Genomic DNA, 19,640 nt, shown 5'->3' on the forward strand with positions numbered 1-19,640 from the left:
TCTCAGAGAACTCTCGGTCGTAGGCGGGTGGCGGTGAAGAGGGGAGTGAGGGGCCTGATGGGGATCGGGGGCAGTCCGGCGGTGAGGTCGACGCGATGCAGGCGTGCCTCCACGATGCGGCCCAGACCCATCTGATCGATCGGATCCCGTTCGGATCCACCGATTTCCAGGTGCGCATCCTCGATGCGGCGCACCTCGATGGGCATTTCACCCGGGGTGAATGCCAGCACCCAGGGCAGGAATGCGCCGGTCAGACTTGCGACGTTGCGGTGTGGGCGTCCCAGGATGGGCGGCGCATCCGTCATCACCTCGCCTAGGCGACCGCCCATCGTGATGAGCCTCTGCCCCCTCCGCGTCGCGGTCGCACGGATCGTGTCCTCGCCCAGCTGCCAGTCGATCTCACCGAGCTTCTTCGGGTATCCCAGGAGCTCACGACCCAGGATGAGGGCAACGTCATCGTCGAGAATCATCCACGGGCAATGGATCCCGGTCTTTCCGCGCGCCTTGATGTGTACGAACAGTCCCGCCTCGTGATAGACCGAGCCGTAGTTGCAGTCCGGGAAGTACGCCGTGAATACGTCTGCGCGACCAGGTTCGGCGAGTCGCACCCCGGCCGGCAGCCATTGCCGCATCCGATCAGGGTCTACTTCGACGGTGGCTGTGAAGTAATGAGCATCGCGGTACAGCGTGCGCCGTGGGTCTCCGATGGCGAGGGCACGCCTGATGTCACTCCCGATCCGGCGACCATTGGTACGGACGGTAGGTTCCCAGTCCACTATCTGACCTTTCCGTAGACGGCCCGCAGTATCGGCCCGATGATCGGGCGGGGGGTGTACTGACCGCTGACGGTCTGCACCTTGGCGAAGGCACCCGGCACCACGCGCCGCTTGCCCTTGGACGCTCCCGCGATGGCGACCGCTGCCGCCTGCTCGGCGCTCACCCACAGTGGATCGGGCAGCAGGCGTTCGAGATTCGACAGTTCGGCGACCTCGCTGAACTCGGTGCGCACCGGGCCGGGGGCCAGCAGGGTGCAGGAAACCCCGGTACCACGCAGCTCGCCATGCAGGGACTCGGCGAAGGTGTTGGCGAATGCCTTCGACGCAGCGTAGGTGGCGTTGCCCGGGCCGGGCTGGTTTCCCGCCGTGGACCCTGTAACGAGGATGGCACCGACCTTGCGTTCCAGCATTCCGGGCAGCACTGCCAGCGTCAGTTCATGCACTGCAACGGAATTGACCTCGACCTCACGCATCTCACGTTCCACGGACAGTTCGGCAATATCGCCGTAGGTTGCGTAGCCCGCGTTGTTGCACAGGATCGATATCTCGCGGTCACGAAGTTCATCGGCCAGCTTCCCGCGCGCATCGCGGTCCGCGAGATCGCATGCGCGGACCTCCACGGCGATTCGGTATGCATCTTGCAGCTGCGAGGCGAGTGTCCGGAGCCGATCCTCGCGGCGGGCCACCACGATGAGCGAATAGCCCCTTTGCGCGAGTTGTTCGGCCAACGCGATGCCGATTCCCGACGATGCTCCGGTCACCACCGCGCGACTGCGCGGGGTAGGGGTGGGCAGGCTCATGCGACTGGCTCCTCACTCGGGATGGATTCTGGGACATACGGGGCGGGCTGACTCGACTCCAACGAGATGAGCGTGCGAGCGGCTAGGCTGCCCCCGAGCACTCGAGCTCGACGCGCATACCAACGGATCGCGCTCCGTAGCAGGCGAATCCGGCCCAAGATTTCGGCCGAACCCGCGAGCATCGAAGACCGGGCACTTAGGCGCGAGGCAGCCAGGTCCGCGAGCGGGACCGGGAAGAGCCGTTGTAGCTCAACGATTTCAGCCATGAATTCCGAACCGGCGGAGATGATGCGTCCAGCACCGGATCGCGGTGCCACCAGGCCCCAAAGATAGATATTGGCGTACCCAGGGACCAGTACATGCTCGACGAGGAGCGGGTTGCCCTTCTCCCACACGAACATCGACTCGTCGAGGAACGGGAATCGGGTGCGGAAACCGGTGGCCCAGACGATGACGTCATAGTCGCGGGCGGTTCCGTCGACGAAATTCACTGTAGTGCCGTCGAATCGCTCGATCTCCCGGCGGCGCGAAACCCTGCCGTGCTGTAGTGCGTACATCAGCGAGGAGTTCACCGTCACGTCCTTCTCGAACAGCCGATGATCGGGCGCGTCGAGCCCGTATCGGCGGTACGAGCCGTACGACAACCTCAGAAGGAGCTTGAATACCGGTCGCTGCACCGCCATGGGCACCCATAACCGGTCCAGTTCAGAAACGGCGATGCCGCAGATCGTTTTGGGGATAAACCAATAGCCGCCGCGCATCGAGATGTCGGCATGACCAAAGGTCGCCGAGGCCTCGACGGCCACATCGCTGGCCGAGTTACCCGCGCCAACAACGAGTACCCGTTCACCGTCACCAAAATCTGCAGGCCGCTTGTAGTCCTTGGAGTGCAATTGTCGGCCGGTGAACCTGCCCGGATAAGCCGGGATGTTCCGTTCCCAGTAGTGGCCATTGGCGACCACGACACCTAGATACGTGCGGACCTCGCCGGTGGCCAACTCGACCGACCACCCTGTCATGCCTTTGCGATCCAACGGGCGGACCTTGACCACCTCGGTGCCGAACTCGATGTTGTCCCGTAATCCGAAGTGATCTACGTAGTCGTTGAGGTAGGCAAGCATCTGTGCCCCGCTGGGGAAGGTGGGATAGTCCGCGGGCATCGGGTACTCGACGTATTGAGTGGAGGCCTTCGAACTGATCAGGTGTGTCGAGTCATATACCCCGTGTGACCAGTTCCCGCCGATCGCGTCGGTGGCTTCGAAATGGTCGTAGTCAATTCCAGACTGCCGGAACGCACGGGCCATCCCATTACCTACATAACCAGCGCCAATGATGCAAAACCGGCCGCTGGAAGCGGGTACCGTCATGCCAATCCTCTCCAAAGCTACAGATATGTAGCTTTGGAGAGGGACTATAAGATACAGTTATGTAGCTTTGCAACCCGTCGCCGATGAACAGTGGAAGGATGCGCCTACCGATGCCCGCCGTCACACCGCGACGCAATCGCGCCTATGCGCCGCGGATGACGCCGGAGGAACGACGCGAGCAGCTCCTGGACGGGGTGCTGGACATCATCAACACCGACGGTGTCGGAGCAGTGAGCATGGATGCGGTCGCCCGCCGCGCCGGCGTCACCAGACCCGTCGTCTATGGCCTGTTCACCGACACCAACCACCTGCTGCGCAGCTCACTCGACAGAGAAGAGAAGCGGGTCTTCGAACAGATCGCGCACGCCATCCCGGCGGCGGGGGAGACAGACCTCGTCGAGGCGATGAACCATCTGCTCGACACCTTCCTACGGGCGGTCGCCGACGCACCGCTGCGCTGGCGGGCGATCTACCTCGTCGTCGACAGTGGCACACCCGCATTCCACAAACGGGTCGAACGCGGCAGGGCCGCAATTACATATCAACTCGCGGAAATACTCAGGGAATCAAGCAATTTCGACGCCAATGAAGACCACGAGCTGTTGGCACGTCATCTGCTGGCCGCGGCGTTGGAATCCGGGCGCCTGCTGCTCACCGATCCCGACACATACCCGCGCGCGCGACTCATGAAATCGCTTCAGAAGCTTTTTGTTTCCGCTTTCGCGCGACTGAGCCCGCCTTAGGGGTGCGGTGTACTTGACGCTGTCGTCGTGGGCGACGAGCGCGTCGTCGACGGCGCGGTGTCGTCGTCGCGGTCTTGCCATGCGATGAAAAGCGCGGTGAATACCGCCGCGGAGAACACCGCCGCGACAAAGAACCAGAGCACGGGCCGTTGGAACCAACGCATTCGTTCGGCGTCGCGGTAGTCGCCCGGTCCGGGACTGAAGGTGACCTCCGGCCGAGCAGCGGTGACCGGTGTGTTGTAGTCCTGAAACTCCTGTAGTTCCGGGGACGTGTCGGCCTGCGACCACGCGAGACCCGATTCGACTGTGTCGATGGGCGCAGACGCTGGGCTCTTCGCGGTGTCGTCACCGGTGGGCACCGGCCTCATCTGCGTCTGTTCAAGCGACGGCAGGTCATCGGGCTGACCGGCCATGATGGCCGCCCCGAGCGCGGCGGCGAGCCTAGGCTGCGGCGCGGGGATGATCGGGCTTCGCATGTGCTCCGAAAGCTGTTGGGTAACAAGCGGTATAGCAGATCCTCCGCCTATGGTGAAAACGGCCGAGACGCTGGCGGGCTGAATGTCGTTTTGCTCCAAGACCTTGCGGACCTTGACGATCAACGCGGCGAGCGGCTCCCTGATGCCGTCCTCTAAATCGCCTCGAGTGAGCCGCACGTCGGCGCTGATACCGGGCAGCTCGACCGGGACCACCGTGGCGGTGTCTGTCGAAAGGTGTTCCTTGGCGGCGCGACACCGATCACGCAGCCGAGTCAAGGCGCCCAACGACGCCGTTCCGTCCGGGTCCTGGTTCAGGTCGGCGAGAACCTGAAGCAACAGCTCCTGATCGATCCGTTGACCGGAGAAGTCGCGATCGCGAACCGTTTCGCCGATCCGTTCAAAATTGGCTGCGGGATCGGCCAGCGTGATGCTGGTCCCGGTGCCGCCGAAATCACACACCACGATGACGCCTCGATCGGGGAGGCGATCACGGGAACTCACCAGCGCTGCCTGCGCGTCGAGCACTAGCTTCGTCGGTTGCCCACCGGGTGCCAGCGCCGGCACTCGGTCGATGGCGGCACGGAGCGCAGCGACCGACTGTGCGCCCCAATGCGCGGGCACCGCGACCGCGAGCGCGGGGGGAGTGTCGAATCGCGCGTCGACCGCCGCGTCGGCGATGAGGACACGGATGGCCTCGGCCAGTGCCCAATCTGCGCTGTGCACGGATCCGTCTGCCCCGACGATCCCCACCGGGTCTCCGACTCGGTCGACGAATCCGGTGAGGGTCAGGCCGGACTCGGCCGGGATCCCGACCTCCGAAGGCCGGTCCTCGTGCAGTGTCAGTATCGAACTTCGCACGACGGGAACGCCGTCAGCGTTGCCATCGGTGGCAACCAGCTGCGTAGCCCCGATCGACAATCCGAGTGAATTCATTCCCTACCTGTTCGCCTGTTCCTTGGCGATTCTAGAGGGCGTTGGCGTCGGCGATCGCGGCGGCGAACTCTCTGGGTGCTTCCTGCGGGACATTGTGTCCGATCCCGTCGAGTATTCGGTGGGCGTACTTGCCGGTGAACATCTTGCGGTAGGGCGATCCGTCCTTGGCGGGTCCGTCGAAATCGCTGCCGATGGTGATGGTCGGCACGGCGATGGTGGGCTTGGCCGACAATGTGGTTTCGATGCCGTCGTAACGCCGTTCCCCCTTAGCCAGCCCAAGGCGCCAACGGTAGTTGTGGATGACGACGTCAACGTGGTCGGGATTGTCGAATGCCGCTGCCGACCGGTCATAGGTGGCGTCATCGAATTTCCATGTCGGCGAGGCGTTGTGCCAGATCAGCTTGTTGAATTCGTGGGTGTTCTGCCGGTAGCCGCGCAGACCGCGGTCGGTGGAGAAGTAGTACTGATACCACCAGCCCAGCTCCGCCTGCGGTGACAGCGGCTGCTGGTTGGTTTCCAGGTTCACGATGAGGTAACCACTCACCGCGACAAGTGCTTTGACCCGCTCGGGCCAGATCGCGGCGACAATGTTTGCATCCCTCGCGCCCCAGTCAAATCCGGCGATCACCGCCGACGGAATCTTGAGCGCATCCATGAAGTCGATGACATCGGTGGCTAGTGCGGCCTGTTGACCGTTGCGAAACGTCTCGCCGGACAGGAACCGGGTGCTGCCGTAGCCACGCAGATAGGGCACCAGCACCCGAAATCCCCGTGCCGCCAACAGCGGAACCACGTCGATGTAGCTGTGGATGTCATAGGGCCAACCGTGTAAAAGGATTACCGGCGTCCCGTTGGGAGGGCCGTCCTCGATGTAGCCGACGTTGAGGAGACCCGCGTCTATCTGTTTGAGCGGCGGGAACTGCGGGGGCTGGGGCGTGGTCTCGACAGTCGCCCCACTGCACGCGGCGAGCGTCGCAGCACCGGCCGCCGCTGTGAGCACCACCTTGGAGAAACCGCGTCTGTTGAACGTGCGAGGTGCTTCCACGAAAATGAGTCTGCCGCATCGTGCACTGCACACCCGCGAATACCTGTGCGACCATGGCTGAACGTTCCGGCAGAGAGGACACCCGGATTCATGACCGAAGGACAGCGCGTTAGGCCGGCAGTCAGCACGGCAAAGTCAGCGTTCGCAGCCGTGATCATCGCAGGTAGTGCGCTATCTCTGTCCGCAGTGGCCGTCGCGGATCCTGTGGCACCGGGCCCTGGGCCGTCGACCCCCGACGCGGCAGCTGCGGCCTCCGAACCCCTCGGTCCGCCGCCACCTCCACCACCTGGCGGACCGCAGGTCCCCGAGATCGCGAACCCGGTGTACGGATCTGGGACCGGGTCCGGCCCGCTCGGAACGATTCGGGATCTCTGGCATCAAGCGCGCGACGGCAACATGGAGGGGGCTGCCGGAGTCCAGGAGGGAACGGTCGCGCCGCCACCCGCCGGAGCCGGTCCCGCGCCGAAGCTGCCCCCGGGCTACATCTCGATGACCGATCCGGGCTCGTCGACCCCGAGGGCGCCGCGAGACCCGTATGCCGGACCGGCACCCAGCGGTCCGCCACTGCCACCCGGGTACCAGTCGTTGAACGGTCCGCCGCCGCCCGGGTATGAGCCGACAGGTCCGGCTCCGGAAAACCCGGCCCCGTGAGTGGTCCGAAGGTCGAGGGCGGGGTAGTGCACACGCTGCCCACGGATCTGCGTACCGCGCTCGTCGGGAACCCCACGGCGCTGGCCCTGTGGCAGGACATCACGCCGTTGGGACGCAACGAGTTCATCTGTTGGGTCGAGGACGCCAAGCAGAAGGTCACCCGGGAGCGCCGCATTCGGCGAACCCAGGAGGAACTCGAAGAAGGCAAGCGCCGCCCCTGCTGCTGGCCCGGATGCAAGCACCGCGAGCGCACCGGCAAGTAAGTCCAGGCTCGGGCCACGACGCCTACAGTTGGTGGCGGTAACCGCGGGGGAAGTACGGGAAGGAAATCCCCATCGTGACGGACATAACCGCGTTCGCCGAGTTGGTTGAACTCGATAATGGGCTGTGCGTGCTGAGCACGCTGCGCGCTGACGGCGGGATTCAATCGTCGGTGATCAATGCCGGCGTCATGCCGCATCCACGTACCGGAGCACCGATCGTCGCGTTGGTGGCGGCAGGGGGCACCCGGAAGCTGGACCACCTGCGCACCGACCCGCGGGCCACCATCGTGGTTCGCGCCGGATGGCAGTGGGCAACCGTCGAAGGCTCCGCAGAGATCCTCGGACCTGACGACCCCGATCCCGGCGTCGACGGGGAAGCCCTACGGCTTTTGTTGCGCACCATCTTTCAGGCTGCCGGCGGCACCCATGACGACTGGGACACCTACGACCGCGTGATGGCCGAGGAACGGCGGGCGGCAGTCTTCATTACGCCCCGCCGTGTCTATTCCAATCCGACGACTGGCTAGTTCTCCTACTTCGCCAGAACGACGAGCGGCTTGTTCTTCTCGACGACGTAGGTGGCAAGTTCCGAACCCTCGTCGTCGCCGATGTTGCGGACGGAATGGAAGGTCTCAGGGGGGACGAACAGTACGTCACCGGCCGTGACGGTCTTCGATCCCTGACCGTCGATGTCGTAGACCAACGTGCCCTTGAGTACGTAGATGATTTCCTCGCCGGGATGTTTGTGGCGCGCGGCGGTGGCGCCCGGCTGGAAATCGACGCGTGTCTGCAGGGCCTCGTGCCCCGGAGTGCTTAGATCGTGGCGCTGTAAGTCGGTGCGGCTGACCGGTTCACGCGAGGTCGGGGGAGTTGACCCGCACGCCGTGGCCAGAGCCGCAAGGCCAGCACAGGTCGCAATGACGCTCTTGCTACCGACGTTCATGCGATCAATCCTTTCGGGGTGATTCGAGCGCTTCGTCGATGGACGAAAACGGCGAATTGTGGCGGATGCCGCGATAGATACCGCGCCTGACGATCCAGGGTTGCAGTACGCGGTCTATCGACCACGCGGGGAAGCGGAATGCGTGGCCCGAGGGTGTGAAGACCTCCAGCCCGTCGGGTTGCGTTCCGAGTACCGAACCCCATCGATGCTTCGGCGGGCGATATGCACGCAAGGCCCGCCCCGCGAACCGGGCGCGAACATTGTGGGCAACAAGCCGATCGGCGCGGTTGCGGGCAGAGGTGCGCAGCGGGTCGCTGGCCGCGACGTCGCCGACCGCGAATACGTCGGTATAACGGGGGACCTGCAGCTGCGGTGTCACACGCACGAAGCCGTGCTCGTCGAGTACCTCCGTGGGAAGCCATTCGGTATTGGGCCGGACGCGACCTATAGCCCACACCACCGCATCGGCACGTGCCGGCGTTTGCCCGGAGCTCCACTGAACCGGCTCGTCCGTGATCCGGTTCACGGCGAACCCCTCGGGGATGAGCGCGCGGTGCCCGGGATGTAGCCCGACTCGAAGTTCGTTCAGCCGCCGACGGATCCGTTCCCACACTCGCGGCGCGTGCTGCGTCAGCGCGCGCTCGCCGGGGAAGTACAGGTCGACTTGCAGATTCGGCCACGTCATCGCGAGGTTGCCGGCGCTACTCACTGCAGCGGCCCCTCCGCCAATGACGACTGCCGTGTGTGCGGAGGCCAGGCACGCGTGTGCCGCGCGTAGGTCCGCAGCCACTTCGGTACTCGACTGCAGAGTCGGCTGTCTCCAGAAGCCATTGCTGACACCGGTCGAGATAATCAACGTGTCATACGGTTCCGCCAACGCTGAGCCGTCGGCGCTGCGGGCGAAAACCGTGCGGGCGCCGAGGTCGACGCCGGTGAGCGCGGCGTGCAGGGTACGCACGCGGTCCAGTCCGCGAAACCGGTCGAATGGGACCCAATAGTTGCGCGCCCATTCGTCGGGGCGCGACAACCGCACACCCAGCTCTTGGCCGCTGACCAAGCCGGGCTTGACCGAGATCCCCACAACATCGCAATGTTGGCCGAGCCGGATTGCGGTGAGCAGACCGCTGTCGCCGAGCCCGGCGATAACGACCCGTCGGCGACTCACGGTAATTTCCGGGGCGGGCGTGGCATGAATCGTGACACCCGCCCGATCACGTCCCGACACGCCGAGCGTCGCTGCAAACTGCGCTGCTCCATCCCAGTGATCGCGACTTGCCTGGCGCGGCCGCCGTGCCGTGGGCCTCAGCGTTCACGACGTGCGTTTCCCTCCCGAAGCACCGCGACGAGGAAATCGGAGTTATCGACGAAAGGCCGTAGGTCCCAGGTGGAGAGCAGCAGATCCGGCGTGAGCTCAGCCGCTGCCGCGTCGTCGAGGAATTGGGTGAACGCGTAGTCGCGGCCGGCACCGAACCCGATTACGGCCCGACCGTCCTCGGCGAGATGGGCCCGCAATCGCCCTAGCACCTGGACACGAGTGCTTGGAGCGAGAAACGCCATGACATTTCCGGCCGAGACGATGACGTCGAACGGCTCGGCGATGCCACGTGCGGGCAGATCGAGTTCGGCAAGGTCGCCAACCAACCACTGCGGTCCCGGGTGGTCTTGTCCGGCCGCCTCGATAAGCGCCGGGTCGACATCGACACCGACGACGTGATGGCCTGCCGCAGAAAGGGATCCACCCACCCGACCGGCGCCACAACCCGCGTCGAGGATGCGGGCACCGCGCGGCACCATCGCATCCACGAACCGAGCCTCACCGGACAGATCCTCACCGTCACGCGCCAAGGAGCGAAAGCGTTCGATGTACCACTGCGAATGGCCAGGATCGGCCGCGACCTTCTGCATCCACAGACTCTGCTCAACCATGCGTCCATTGTCGCAAGCGAAAACTGGGGCTTGCCACAGCCACCGTGTTTCGACACACTCTGTGTGGAAAGTCAACGACGACCGGAACGGAGCCGACGTGATCGAGGACCTCGCAGGCAAGACCGCCGTGGTGACGGGCGCGGCGTCGGGGATCGGCGCCGCGATGGCCGCCGCCTTCGGCGCTCAGGGGATGCGGGTGATGCTGGCCGACATCAATCCGGATCGGCTACAGGCGGCGGTGGAGGGGCTGCGTAGCCGGGGGGTGGAATGCGAGGGGAGCGTGACGGATGTCGGTGATCCCGCTTCCGTGGAAGCGTTGGCGCAAAAAACTTTTGACATCTTTGGCAGCGCACATCTGGTCTGCAACAATGCGGGCGTCTCGACAATGGGCCGCCAGTGGGAACTGTCTCTCGCCGACTGGAAGTGGGTCGTGGACTGCTGCCTGTGGGGCGTAATCAACGGGGTGCGCTCGTTCATTCCCCGAATGCTGGAGTCGGGCGAGCAAGGCCACATCGTCAACATCGCGTCGATGGGTGGACTGCTCACCGGGCCGTTCATCGGCCCCTACGCGACCGCAAAGCACGGCGTGGTCGGATTGTCGAAGGGCCTCCGGGCAGAACTTGGCGATAGCAACATCGGGGTCAGCGTGGTGTGTCCGGGTATGGTCGCCACTCCCATCGCCGAGACCATGAAGTCGCGAGTCCTCGCCTCCGGACAAGAAGTTGACGAGATCACCACCGTGATGCTGCAGCTCATGGACGTTCGAGCGAACCCAGATTCGATGACCCCCGACGATGCGGCGGCGATGGTGGTTGCGGCGGTGAAGACCGGCCAGTTTTGGGTACTGCCCAACGGCGCCGCGCATATCCCCGCTGTGCAAGCGGATTTCGAGGAGATGACGGTCAGTGCACACTGACCGATCGCTACCGATCGAGGAACGGCTGGGTATCGAGTTCCCGCTGTTCGCCTTCTCGCACTGCCGCGACGTAGTGGCCGCGGTGAGCCGCGCCGGAGGATTCGGAGTGTTGGGCGCGTTGGCATTTGATGCCGAACAGCTAGAGGCCGAGTTGTCATGGATCGACGAACACGCCGGCGGGCGGCCGTACGGAGTCGATTTCGCCATGCCGCAGAAGTTCGTCGGCCAAGGCACGCAGCACAGTCCCGCAGAACTAGAAGCGATGATCCCGCCTGAGCATCGCGAGTTCACTGAAAAACTGCTCGCCGACCATGGCGTGCCGCCGTCACCCGACGACGATGACGCAGCCGTGGTGGCGACGGGGCTGCGTGTCGAAGTACAGGTGCCCGGGCAGCTGAAAACGGCACTGAATCACCCGGTCTCGATGATTATCAACGCGTTGGGGCCGCCGCCGGAGTACGCGATCACCGCTGCCCATGCGAAGGGCATCTTGGTAGGAGCGCTGTGCGGCACACCGGAGCACGCGCGGCGCAATGTGGCCGCCGGCGTGGATGTAGTGATCGCGCAGGGCACCGAAGCCGGTGGGCACTGCGGCGAAATCTCCACCATGGTGTTGGTGCCCGCTGTCGTGGACACCGTCGGCCCCGATGTTCCAGTACTGGCGGCCGGCGGTGTCGGCAGCGGGCGACAGATGGCTGCCGCAATGGCTCTCGGCGCGCAAGGCGTATGGACAGGATCGATCTGGCTCACTGTCGCGGAAGCATCAACCGCGCCGTGGGTGGTGCAGAACCTGCTGCGCGCTGACTACACAGATACCGTGCGTTCCCGATCCATGACGGGCAAGCCCGCCCGGCAGATTCGCACCGCGTGGACCGCGGCGTGGGAGGGGCCCGACTCACCCGGAACTCTTCCCATGCCCTTACAAGGGATCGTGTACGGACGCGCATATCGACGGTTCATGCGCGCCCAGTCTCCGGAGCTCTCCGGGTCACCTGCCGGGCAGATTGTCGGATCGATAGACAAAATCCGGACCGCCCGTGATCTGGTGCACGACATCGTCACGGAATGGATCGCAACCACACAACGCCTGGGCGCCGTGATGGCGCGCCATAGTCAGCAATAGCGAAAGGTGCACTGCGATGACTGATCACATCCAGATCCGCGAGAGCAATAAGGAGTCGGTCGTGCGCGCGTTGGCCGGAATCACGGCCCTCGACATCAACAAGGTGCGAGCCGAACTGCACGAGACGCTGTTCTTCCGGTTGCCCTATGAGGAGGCCGTGCCGGACCTGGACAGGGACGGGTTCATCCAACTGCTCGAAGGCATCTTCGCCACCTTCGATAAGTTCGAGATAACGGTCACCCAGGTTTTCGATCTCCTCGACCCCACGATAGTGATCGCCACGTACACCGGCGACTGCAGCGTGCGTGGTCAGGGCACCGCCTACCGAAACGAGTACATCGGTTTGTTCGAACTCACCGATGGGCTGATCGCTCGGTGGCAGGAGTACGACAATCCCGTCGTGGTCAGCAGAGCCCTGGCCGCACTGTCCGGCCAGGTCGTTGGCGAGCTCAATCAAACCTGACTGAGATGATGGAGGCCATGGACGCCGACGAGATCATCAAAACATCTGGGCGACCGCGCGATACGGCACGACACCAGGCCGTGCTGGCCGCGGCCCGCGAGATTCTCGCCGAACGCGGCTACACCGAGCTGAACTTCTCGCGGGTCGCCGCTCGGGCAAACGTTACTCGGCATCTAATCTACCGGTGGTGGCCTACCCGGGCGGCGCTGGTGTCTGAGACTTTGTTCGGCGAATTCGCATCCGATTGGACCACAACATCATTCGGGAACCTGCAGGCCGACCTGCACGAATTCATCAGCCGCATTGTCGAATACGCCTGCGATCCGGCGGTGCGCGCCGGAATCATCGGGTTGATGGCCGATAGCGATGCCACGACGGACATGCCCGGATTGGAGGCGGGAACACTCAGTCCGCTTGAACATCAACTTCAGGTGATCATCGAACAAGCCATTGCCAGGGGCGAGGCCGTCCCGGGTATCGACGCCCGACTCACCCTCAACACGCTGCGCGGCGCAATTGTCATGCACCTCATCGCCGATCGGACTCCACCACAGGACATCATCAGCCATCTGACGACTGTGATGACGCGCGCGTACGGCTCCCGGTAGCGGCAGAACCGTCTGCGGCAACAGCACGCACGTGGGCCGTCTTCCGGAAAATCCGGGACTTCAGGGCCGCCGCACGCTTCTCCACCACGAACCAACTCGCCGCGGCAACCGGCAAGGTGGCCGTCGTCGCGACCACAAAGAACACGAGCGGATTCAAGCGGGAGAGGCCGCAAGTGGCCAGCAGCTGTTGAATCGGGAATGCGTAGATGTAGACGCCGTACGAAAAATCGTTGCGTAGCCGTGCTTTACGCACGAGTGCACCCGAGACCACGACGGCGTAGGCCAGGGGCAGGGCACCGATAACTCGATAGTTCTGTGTGAACCCGGACGCCACCACGATGGCGACACTGAGTACAACCAACGACCAGCGGGCCGGCACCTTGTCCTGGTGCTGATACAGGAGGGCGCCCGCGAGAAACACTACGAAGAATCGAGCCAACACCTGCGCCATGCTGTACAGCGGCGGTGTGTACGAGACGTAAGCCGACCAACATGTCGCCAGGACAAACAGTGTCGGAATCACCCACCGCTGCTTCAGTAGACCGACAAATCCGAGCACAGACACCATGAGGTCGCAAACCAGCACAAAGAACAGGGTCCAGATGGATCCGTTCCAGACCCCCGGATACGGCACATCCGTCGGGGTGCCGTCGATGCCTTCGTAGGCCACATTGAGCAGGGCGTTGTTGACGACATATCCGACTTCGGACGACCATGTGATTGAGGCGTGCTGGATTCTGGCAGCGATCGGCGCGATCACGAATGCAGTCACAAGCAGGCACGCCCAGAGGCCCGGAAGAATTCGTAAGAGGCGGGAAACCCAGTACTCCTTCACATGTGGCCGGCGCATCCACGCGGCCGTGATGAGGAATCCAGAAATGACGAAGAATCCGTCAGCGAATATGTCGCCGAGTAATCGCACCACCGGTTCGTAGCTGATCCCGCGGCCGGTCAGGGGCCAAGAGTGCCAGAAGACCACACCAGTCGCGAGAATGAAACGCCACAACGTCAAGGCATTGCGGCGCCGATCGAATACCTGCGTAAGCGTCATATCACCCCCCGGCTCGATTGTTTTCCTTGCAAAAGAACCTACTGCACATTTCGGCCGAGCATTAGTTCTACGCCTGTCGAGAAATGCGAGCGCTCGCAAGCGCCAGTTGTTTTACGAAGCCCGCCGGCTTTTCTGAGACAGCACGAGCGAATTACATTGGAACACAAGGAGCTTTACTGATTCGCCGCTGGCGACAACCCGATATGTTTTGAATCGTCCGTATTCGACAAGCGCACGGGCAACGACTGTACGAGTGCCGACGCTGAACGCGAGTTGGCGAATGCGAATTTCCACAAAGACCCGGCGTCGACGGGTTCATTTGCTGTCGCCGGGAGGGTGGGGGACGACGGCGGACGGCAAATACAATCGACCGATGCCGACCATCGTCCGCCACGCCGCGGCTGTTTCATGTTGATTGGTATCGCGGCGGCGCTGCTCGCGTGCGCCGGATACGGGACCGCCTCGGTGTTGCAGGGCTACGGCGCTCGTCAATCCGTCACGAACCAGAGGCCACCGAGCAACCACGGCCCAACACTAAGGTCGACAGTCGCCGCCGTGCTCACTCCTGCGTTCATCGCGGGGATGGTTCTCGATGTCGTCGGGTTCGTAGGCAGTCTGGTTTCGGCCCGGTTAATTCCGCTGTTTCTCTCCCAAACGATTATGAGTGCCAACCTGGTGATCACCGCGGTGCTCGGCATCGCGGTGCTGGGCGTACGGCTGCACCGACGAGACTGGCTGGCGATCTCCGCCGTCCTGCTGTCGTTATGTGTGCTGGGCGTGACCGCAGGTCATCGCGGCGAGGATGCCGTGGCACCCTCCGTTCACTGGGGCGTGCTGGTGGTCGCGCTGGCCGTGCTGCTCACCGGCATCGGCCTCATTCGCCTGCTCGGGACCCGCGCCGCGATCCCGGCCGGGTTGTCGGCGGGGATTCTGTATGGCGCAATGGCCGTCGCGGTACGTGTGCTGGACGGCATTGATCCGCTGCACCCGAAGGTGCTGTTCGCCGATCCCGCGGCTTACGCGCTGATCATCGCGGGAGTGGGCGGCTTCTACCTGTTTACCGTTGCGCTGCAGGTGGGTTCGGTCAACGGCGCCGCGGCAGCGTTGGTTGTCGGTGAGACGGTCGTACCCGGTGTCACGGGCGTAGTGCTCTTGGGTGACACCGCCCGCCCTGGGCTGGGCTGGCTGGTGACCGTGGCCTTCCTCGTCGCGATCGTCTCGGCAGTAGCGGTCGCTATGTTTGGCGCCGCCCAACACGAGCAGTCCATGACGCCGGCGCAGGCCGGCTAATCACGTTCGCCTCACTCGCGGTCCCCGGCGGCGCCTATGAATTCGATGCCCGCGGTGATTGCCGGTCGATGCCGCAGGATTCGGAAATGCGCAAGCCGACCGAGCCCGCGGGTCGTCATCAGCTGTGCGCCCGGCCAGGACCGGACTAGCTGCTCGCTGCACGCATAGGGCGTGTCCGGATCATCGGGGTCGTGGATAAGCAGCAGCGGGGGATGCCCGGTGCGGGCGCCGACCCGGACAAGCTCGGTCTCGGAAAGCACCATCCCGATACGTCGCTCCAGACGTCGTTGCAGGCCCGCACGGATCCGGCGACCGAAGCCGTGACGCGCGGCGAAGAGATCCAGGTACAGGGGGAAATCGCCCATCGGCGCCAGGAACACTAATCGTTCGACTGGCGCGCCCTGCGCCGCGGCGAATGTCGTGGCGTTCGCGCCGAGGGAATGAGCGACGACCGCACGGGCGGGCCCGTGCGCCTGGATGACCGCCGCGACCGCGTGGGCGCACTCGATGAGAGTGGTACGCCCTGGGGCCAGCGCACCCTCGGCGGATTCGTTGTGGCTGGGCAGGTCGAACGCGATCACACGATGGCCGGACGCGACAAGTGGCTTGATGAACATTCCGAGGTGCGGCCGACGCCCACCCCAGCCATGGACGAGGTAGACCGTCGGCCCTTCGCCCCATGACTCGCCGACAATTCGATGCCCGTCCCAGTGGGCTTCCAGCGGTGTGCTTGGAGGGACGCCGGGGGGCATCCGCAGACTCGACTCGATAACCGGTGGGGTGCACCACAACTCGACCGCCCACCGCGACCCGATGGCCGGCGCGAGTCGTTCCAGCCACCAGAACGCCCGACGGATCCGGTCGGAGACCGGCGGTTGGACCCCGGAGCCGTTCTCATCGAGGACGATGCCCTCGGCTTGAGTCGGCGCAGATTCCGCCCTGTCTCTATCTGTCATGGCGAAGAAGTCTATTGAGGCTTCATGAGCCGCTGACTGAGGGTGGCCGCCTGCAGCGTCAGATGGTTACGCTCGGACGGGCTCGCCTCACTGCGAGACTGCGAGGATCTTGATCGCGAAAACGAGCGTGTCGCCCGCCTTGATTCCGGCCCGGGGCTGGCCGTTCGGGTAGCCGTCCGCAGAGGTCATGGCGACACCGACCGTGGATCCGACTTTTTGGCCCGCGATGGCCTTCTTGAAGCCCGCGACAACGCCGTCAAGCGGGAACTCAACCGGGGCGCCCTGCTCGTAACTGCTATCAAACACGGACCCGTCGCGACCATTAACGCCCATGTAGCAGACCGAAACTGTGTCGGTATCGGCCACGACCGGGCCGTCGCCGGCCCGCAGCGTGTGAACCTGAGTCTCCGTGACACCGAACGGGGCGGTGACGGTGACCCGCGGCGCCGCCGTATCCGTCGACCCGGTGACGGCAACACTGCCGTTGGATCCGGCCAACGTCCACTCGGGTGTGCCACCGCTCTGCGGCGCGGCCGTTGGGCAAGCGCTCGCCGCGGCGACGGAAGATGTGGCCGCTCCCGTGACCGAAAGAGAGCTTGCGGTAGGCGTTTTCGTATCGGAGCCGCACCCAGCGAGCGCCACGACGAACGAAGCGGCGCAGGTCAGAGTCGCAACAGAGGAATACACACGCGAGGAGTTCACGGCCAACACGCTACAGCCCGCCTCGATGTCCGCGACGCTAGAACCCTCATTTCAATTCCGTGGAATATATTTCTCCGGAAGGTAGTTGGCAGGGGTGCACAGGAAGTTACCTACCAACACAAAGATGGAGAGTGCGCCATGAGCGCTGAGGCCAAGATCCGCGAGCGCCTAACCAGTTACTTTCAAGCCCTCAATGAGGATGACGTGGATGCCGCCGTCGCGTCCTACACAAGCGACGGGGTCTTTATGCCGAGTACATTGCCGACCTCAGTGGGGCCGGAGTTGAGCACCGCGTACAAGCAGACATTCGAGGCCATTCACCTGAACGTAAGTTTTGCCATCGATGAGCTGCGCCTCGTCGGCGAGACCGATGCTTACGTCCTGACCCAAAGTCACGGAACCGTCCGTGTCAATGGAACGGCGGAGGAGCATCCCGAGTTCAACCGCGAACTTTTCATCCTGCGGGTCGAGGACGACGAGTGGAAGATCGCCCGATACATGTTCAACAAGTCGAGCTAGCCCGATAGCCGAAGTCATCCAGACCGGGTGAGGGTGGCTCGCCTAACCCCACCGAGGCGAGCCATCCTCACCCCAAACAGTTGGTGCAGATAACCCAATCATCTAGGCACGGTTTAGCTTTATCGATCATTGCTCAACTCAGTAGCCCAACTCGCCGAACGTAGTTTTCCCAGGGTCTCGGCAAAATCCCGAAGCGATTTCTCGGACACGGCGGCCGTGAAGCGGGTCCGCAATTCGGTCTCGAATACCTTGCTCGCCCGCCGCATCGCTTCCTTGCCGGCCGGCGTGAGCGCCACGAGCGAGGAACGCCGGTCGTCGGGGTTAGATCGTCTGCGACAAAGCCCCGCGCCTTCGATTCGGTCTACAAGCTTGCTTGCTCCACCCACCGTGATCGCAAGATGTTCCGAGATATCTTGCACTCGACACGCACCGTGCTCGGCCACTACCTGCAACGGCTCAAACCAGGCCAGCTGCAGATTGCATTCAGCGCGAAGGCGCCTATCGACAGCGGCCCAAAGCTCAGTCTCGAATCTGACTAGGTCGCTGAACAGTGCCCGAAGGTCCAGCGCATCCGACATTCTTGAAAGATACTGGCAAGAAGGCCAATTAGCCGCCAACGCCACGGCGACTACCTGCATGACGCGGGCCCTGTTTGGCACTACAGCGAAGCGGGCCGCGCCAAGGTTGATGTGACGCGGCATGAGAGCAAGGCCCGCGCGGGCCAGGACCACGGAAATCCCCCTTCTGAGGCGTTGACGTGCACTCATATAGATACACAGAGCGTGTTTATATTGAAGAAAATGCACATTGCGTTTCTCCGGCCGACATAGGATGGCCGAGATGACTATCGCCGACTCGAACGTTGCGAGGGACGACGCCAAGTTGGCCCAGGCCACGTTCGAGCTGTTGGCTGGGGGAGCCGCCGAACCGCTGCCCAGGCACCGCCACCAACTCAGTCGCGACGAAGTCCTCACCTCGCAGACTGCGCGAATCCTGGCCGCCGCCGTCGAGCTGTTCGGCGATAGCGGGTACGCCGAGACCACGGTGGCGCAGATTGCCGACCGTGCCGGGGTGTCGCGTCGCACCGTGTACGACCTCTACGACAGCAAGGAAGCTATCTTCCTGCACACCTACCGCTGCACTCAGCTGCTCATCTCCGCTGCAGCGCGGACAGACCAAGACCAAGAGGGCGAGCCGGAATTGACCCTGGCCACATTGCCAGCCTCGGTCAACAGATTGCTCGCGGTCATCGCAGCGGCACCGGCCGCGGCACGAATGTTCTTCCTAGAGGCACTAGGAGCGGGTCCGCGGGTGCGCGCCCGGCGCAACGAAGCGATCGCAGAGTTCGTTTCGGGGATCGCCCCGCTCCTACAGCAGCTGCACGCTAGCAGCGAAACCTCCTTGCCGCCTTTGAGTCTGGGGCTATGCAATGCGGTTGTGGCCGGCGCCATCGAACTGATCGTCCAACATCTCGCACACAAAGGCGCCGAAACCGTCGTCGAACTCAGTTCCACGATCATCGAACTTATTTGCGCCGTGGTAACACCCAACTATCAGTGACAATCGGCGGATAGACCTGCCCTACAACCAATTTCACTGTAGTCAACTGCAAGGTCGTACCACCCGCGCTCTAGACGGTAGTACTGATCACCGGCAGCAATTGGGGTCGAGAACTGCGCACAGCGCGGTGAGCGCGTCGGGACGGGGGCGGTGAAAGACGTTCATGCCGCGGCGATCCGACTCCACGAGCCCAGCCTTGCGCAGTTGGTTCATGTGGTGACTGACTGTCGATTCGGTCAGCTCGAGGATGACGGCCAGGTTACCGCTGATGATCTCGCCGTCGGGTGCACTGAACAGTTGGGACATGATCTTTACCCGGACGGGGTCGGCCAGCGCTTTGAGCCGAAGCGCCACCTCGAGTGCTTGTTCATCGCCCATGGGGCCGGCCGCGACGGGTGCGCAACAGACCGGAGCGGAGGTGTCCACGAGGGGGAGTGCCTTGGGCATGGTGCCAGCATCCCGAATGCTTTGACATATGTCAAAGATGTGGCAGACTGGCGCCGTCCGACCAGTTCGACGAATATCTCAT

At 63.7% G+C, this 19,640-nt stretch carries 24 protein-coding genes; 11 read left to right on the forward strand and 13 right to left on the reverse strand.

The genetic code is table 11. The annotated features are described in order from the left end of the window. Positions 1-2: 2 nt before the first annotated feature. Genes FZI91_RS15610 through FZI91_RS15620 form a run of 3 tightly spaced genes read right to left on the reverse strand, consistent with a single transcriptional unit; the run spans position 3 to position 2,943 of the window. Positions 3-776, reverse strand: coding sequence for an acetoacetate decarboxylase family protein (locus tag FZI91_RS15610; protein ID WP_162526448.1), 774 nt, complete (start codon positions 774-776; stop codon positions 3-5). Next, positions 776-1,576: an SDR family oxidoreductase gene (locus tag FZI91_RS15615; RefSeq protein ID WP_155939898.1), complete on the reverse strand. Its 801-nt coding sequence runs from the start codon at positions 1,574-1,576 to the stop codon at positions 776-778. The genes FZI91_RS15610 and FZI91_RS15615 overlap by 1 nt, the downstream gene beginning before the upstream one ends. Continuing rightward, positions 1,573-2,943, reverse strand: a complete 1,371-nt coding sequence (locus FZI91_RS15620; protein ID WP_155939900.1) for an NAD(P)/FAD-dependent oxidoreductase — start codon at positions 2,941-2,943, stop codon at positions 1,573-1,575. The genes FZI91_RS15615 and FZI91_RS15620 overlap by 4 nt, the downstream gene beginning before the upstream one ends. Before the next feature lie 110 nt (positions 2,944-3,053). Between FZI91_RS15620 and FZI91_RS15625 the strand changes: the two genes are divergently transcribed. Next, positions 3,054-3,686 carry a TetR/AcrR family transcriptional regulator gene (locus tag FZI91_RS15625; protein ID WP_239001860.1) on the forward strand — a complete coding sequence of 211 codons (633 nt, stop codon included), beginning with the start codon at positions 3,054-3,056 and terminating at the stop codon, positions 3,684-3,686. On the opposite strand, the gene FZI91_RS15630 is transcribed toward FZI91_RS15625, so the two are convergent. Both FZI91_RS15630 and FZI91_RS15635 read right to left on the reverse strand, forming a co-directional pair. Then, the gene (locus FZI91_RS15630; RefSeq protein WP_155939901.1) at positions 3,683-5,095 is read right to left on the reverse strand and encodes an Hsp70 family protein; all 1,413 of its coding nucleotides are present in this window, start codon (positions 5,093-5,095) and stop codon (positions 3,683-3,685) included. The genes FZI91_RS15625 and FZI91_RS15630 overlap by 4 nt on opposite strands. A 31-nt stretch (positions 5,096-5,126) precedes the next feature. After that, the gene (locus FZI91_RS15635) at positions 5,127-6,140 is read right to left on the reverse strand and encodes an alpha/beta hydrolase (RefSeq protein ID WP_309224165.1); all 1,014 of its coding nucleotides are present in this window, start codon (positions 6,138-6,140) and stop codon (positions 5,127-5,129) included. 90 nt (positions 6,141-6,230) lie between these two features. Here FZI91_RS15635 and FZI91_RS15640 point away from each other — a divergent pair, with 90 nt between their 5' ends. The 3 genes from FZI91_RS15640 to FZI91_RS15650 all read left to right on the forward strand — a co-directional run bounded on the left by FZI91_RS15640 (position 6,231) and on the right by FZI91_RS15650 (position 7,581). Next, positions 6,231-6,791 carry a hypothetical protein gene (locus FZI91_RS15640; RefSeq protein ID WP_162526447.1) on the forward strand — a complete coding sequence of 187 codons (561 nt, stop codon included), beginning with the start codon at positions 6,231-6,233 and terminating at the stop codon, positions 6,789-6,791. Between the two features lie 35 nt (positions 6,792-6,826). Next, positions 6,827-7,054 (forward strand): YdeI/OmpD-associated family protein, encoded by a 228-nt coding sequence (locus FZI91_RS15645; RefSeq protein WP_155940135.1) that lies wholly within the window; start codon positions 6,827-6,829, stop codon positions 7,052-7,054. Between the two features lie 74 nt (positions 7,055-7,128). Then, positions 7,129-7,581, forward strand: a complete 453-nt coding sequence (locus FZI91_RS15650; RefSeq protein ID WP_162526445.1) for a TIGR03618 family F420-dependent PPOX class oxidoreductase — start codon at positions 7,129-7,131, stop codon at positions 7,579-7,581. Between the two features lie 5 nt (positions 7,582-7,586). Here the strand turns inward: FZI91_RS15650 and FZI91_RS15655 are convergent, their stop codons facing one another. The 3 genes from FZI91_RS15655 to FZI91_RS15665 form a co-directional block, all read right to left on the reverse strand. Further along, positions 7,587-7,997: a cupin domain-containing protein gene (locus tag FZI91_RS15655; RefSeq protein WP_155939907.1), complete on the reverse strand. Its 411-nt coding sequence runs from the start codon at positions 7,995-7,997 to the stop codon at positions 7,587-7,589. 4 nt (positions 7,998-8,001) lie between these two features. After that, positions 8,002-9,162 carry an FAD-dependent oxidoreductase gene (locus FZI91_RS15660; RefSeq protein WP_162526455.1) on the reverse strand — a complete coding sequence of 387 codons (1,161 nt, stop codon included), beginning with the start codon at positions 9,160-9,162 and terminating at the stop codon, positions 8,002-8,004. A 137-nt stretch (positions 9,163-9,299) separates the two neighbouring features. Further along, on the reverse strand, positions 9,300-9,923 hold the full coding sequence (locus FZI91_RS15665) for a bifunctional 2-polyprenyl-6-hydroxyphenol methylase/3-demethylubiquinol 3-O-methyltransferase UbiG (protein WP_155939911.1): 624 nt from the start codon (positions 9,921-9,923) through the stop codon (positions 9,300-9,302). A 97-nt stretch (positions 9,924-10,020) separates the two neighbouring features. On the opposite strand from FZI91_RS15665, the gene FZI91_RS15670 reads away from it, so the two are divergent. Genes FZI91_RS15670 through FZI91_RS15685 form a run of 4 tightly spaced genes read left to right on the forward strand, consistent with a single transcriptional unit; the run spans position 10,021 to position 13,033 of the window. Then, positions 10,021-10,839 carry an SDR family NAD(P)-dependent oxidoreductase gene (locus FZI91_RS15670; protein ID WP_162526444.1) on the forward strand — a complete coding sequence of 273 codons (819 nt, stop codon included), beginning with the start codon at positions 10,021-10,023 and terminating at the stop codon, positions 10,837-10,839. Beyond that, on the forward strand, positions 10,829-11,962 hold the full coding sequence (locus tag FZI91_RS15675) for a nitronate monooxygenase family protein (protein WP_162526443.1): 1,134 nt from the start codon (positions 10,829-10,831) through the stop codon (positions 11,960-11,962). Before FZI91_RS15670 ends, FZI91_RS15675 begins: the two co-directional genes overlap by 11 nt. 16 nt (positions 11,963-11,978) lie before the next feature. Further along, entirely contained in the window at positions 11,979-12,425 is a 447-nt protein-coding gene (locus tag FZI91_RS15680) for a nuclear transport factor 2 family protein (RefSeq protein WP_155939915.1), read from the forward strand. Positions 12,426-12,430: 5 nt separating this feature from the next. Further along, positions 12,431-13,033: a TetR/AcrR family transcriptional regulator gene (locus FZI91_RS15685; protein ID WP_155939917.1), complete on the forward strand. Its 603-nt coding sequence runs from the start codon at positions 12,431-12,433 to the stop codon at positions 13,031-13,033. On the opposite strand, the gene FZI91_RS15690 is transcribed toward FZI91_RS15685, so the two are convergent. After that, complete coding sequence (locus FZI91_RS15690; RefSeq protein ID WP_155939919.1) at positions 12,987-14,084, reverse strand: acyltransferase; 1,098 nt, start codon at positions 14,082-14,084, stop codon at positions 12,987-12,989. The genes FZI91_RS15685 and FZI91_RS15690 overlap by 47 nt on opposite strands. A gap of 408 nt (positions 14,085-14,492) precedes the next feature. Here FZI91_RS15690 and FZI91_RS15695 point away from each other — a divergent pair, with 408 nt between their 5' ends. Next, a complete protein-coding gene (locus tag FZI91_RS15695) occupies positions 14,493-15,374 on the forward strand; it encodes a hypothetical protein (protein ID WP_155939920.1) in 882 nt (293 codons plus the stop codon). Positions 15,375-15,385: 11 nt separating this feature from the next. Here the strand turns inward: FZI91_RS15695 and FZI91_RS15700 are convergent, their stop codons facing one another. After that, positions 15,386-16,330, reverse strand: a complete 945-nt coding sequence (locus FZI91_RS15700; RefSeq protein WP_155939922.1) for an alpha/beta fold hydrolase — start codon at positions 16,328-16,330, stop codon at positions 15,386-15,388. A gap of 87 nt (positions 16,331-16,417) precedes the next feature. Continuing rightward, positions 16,418-17,032 (reverse strand): FKBP-type peptidyl-prolyl cis-trans isomerase, encoded by a 615-nt coding sequence (locus FZI91_RS15705; protein ID WP_375234381.1) that lies wholly within the window; start codon positions 17,030-17,032, stop codon positions 16,418-16,420. Between the two features lie 138 nt (positions 17,033-17,170). Here FZI91_RS15705 and FZI91_RS15710 point away from each other — a divergent pair, with 138 nt between their 5' ends. After that, entirely contained in the window at positions 17,171-17,551 is a 381-nt protein-coding gene (locus tag FZI91_RS15710) for a nuclear transport factor 2 family protein (protein WP_155939924.1), read from the forward strand. 119 nt (positions 17,552-17,670) lie between these two features. Here FZI91_RS15710 and FZI91_RS15715 read toward each other — a convergent pair whose 3' ends face one another. Then, complete coding sequence (locus FZI91_RS15715) at positions 17,671-18,129, reverse strand: MarR family winged helix-turn-helix transcriptional regulator (RefSeq protein ID WP_155939926.1); 459 nt, start codon at positions 18,127-18,129, stop codon at positions 17,671-17,673. Positions 18,130-18,391: 262 nt separating this feature from the next. Between FZI91_RS15715 and FZI91_RS15720 the strand changes: the two genes are divergently transcribed. After that, positions 18,392-19,111: a TetR/AcrR family transcriptional regulator gene (locus tag FZI91_RS15720; protein WP_162526441.1), complete on the forward strand. Its 720-nt coding sequence runs from the start codon at positions 18,392-18,394 to the stop codon at positions 19,109-19,111. Between the two features lie 87 nt (positions 19,112-19,198). On the opposite strand, the gene FZI91_RS15725 is transcribed toward FZI91_RS15720, so the two are convergent. Then, positions 19,199-19,558 (reverse strand): Rv2640c family ArsR-like transcriptional regulator, encoded by a 360-nt coding sequence (locus tag FZI91_RS15725; protein WP_155939931.1) that lies wholly within the window; start codon positions 19,556-19,558, stop codon positions 19,199-19,201. Positions 19,559-19,640 lie beyond the last annotated feature (82 nt).

Origin of the sequence: Mycobacteroides sp. CBMA 271 (assembly GCF_009729205.1) — a bacterium.
In the GTDB taxonomy this organism is placed as follows: domain Bacteria; phylum Actinomycetota; class Actinomycetes; order Mycobacteriales; family Mycobacteriaceae; genus Mycobacterium.

Bases quoted from the DNA above. Each gene is read 5' to 3' on its own strand.
- FZI91_RS15700 (WP_155939922.1), bottom strand. From the start codon at position 16,330: ATGACAGATAGAGACAGGGCGGAATCTGCGCCGACTCAAGCCGAGGGC.
- FZI91_RS15620 (WP_155939900.1), bottom strand. From the start codon at position 2,943: ATGACGGTACCCGCTTCCAGCGGCCGGTTTTGCATCATTGGCGCTGGT.
- FZI91_RS15625 (WP_239001860.1), top strand. From the start codon at position 3,054: ATGCCCGCCGTCACACCGCGACGCAATCGCGCCTATGCGCCGCGGATG.
- FZI91_RS15685 (WP_155939917.1), top strand. From the start codon at position 12,431: ATGATGGAGGCCATGGACGCCGACGAGATCATCAAAACATCTGGGCGA.
- FZI91_RS15655 (WP_155939907.1), bottom strand. From the start codon at position 7,997: ATGAACGTCGGTAGCAAGAGCGTCATTGCGACCTGTGCTGGCCTTGCG.
- FZI91_RS15640 (WP_162526447.1), top strand. From the start codon at position 6,231: ATGACCGAAGGACAGCGCGTTAGGCCGGCAGTCAGCACGGCAAAGTCA.
- FZI91_RS15715 (WP_155939926.1), bottom strand. From the start codon at position 18,129: ATGTCGGATGCGCTGGACCTTCGGGCACTGTTCAGCGACCTAGTCAGA.
- FZI91_RS15615 (WP_155939898.1), bottom strand. From the start codon at position 1,576: ATGAGCCTGCCCACCCCTACCCCGCGCAGTCGCGCGGTGGTGACCGGA.
- FZI91_RS15720 (WP_162526441.1), top strand. From the start codon at position 18,392: ATGACTATCGCCGACTCGAACGTTGCGAGGGACGACGCCAAGTTGGCC.
- FZI91_RS15710 (WP_155939924.1), top strand. From the start codon at position 17,171: ATGAGCGCTGAGGCCAAGATCCGCGAGCGCCTAACCAGTTACTTTCAA.
- FZI91_RS15680 (WP_155939915.1), top strand. From the start codon at position 11,979: ATGACTGATCACATCCAGATCCGCGAGAGCAATAAGGAGTCGGTCGTG.
- FZI91_RS15630 (WP_155939901.1), bottom strand. From the start codon at position 5,095: ATGAATTCACTCGGATTGTCGATCGGGGCTACGCAGCTGGTTGCCACC.
- FZI91_RS15725 (WP_155939931.1), bottom strand. From the start codon at position 19,558: ATGCCCAAGGCACTCCCCCTCGTGGACACCTCCGCTCCGGTCTGTTGC.
- FZI91_RS15695 (WP_155939920.1), top strand. From the start codon at position 14,493: ATGTTGATTGGTATCGCGGCGGCGCTGCTCGCGTGCGCCGGATACGGG.
- FZI91_RS15665 (WP_155939911.1), bottom strand. From the start codon at position 9,923: ATGGTTGAGCAGAGTCTGTGGATGCAGAAGGTCGCGGCCGATCCTGGC.
- FZI91_RS15690 (WP_155939919.1), bottom strand. From the start codon at position 14,084: ATGACGCTTACGCAGGTATTCGATCGGCGCCGCAATGCCTTGACGTTG.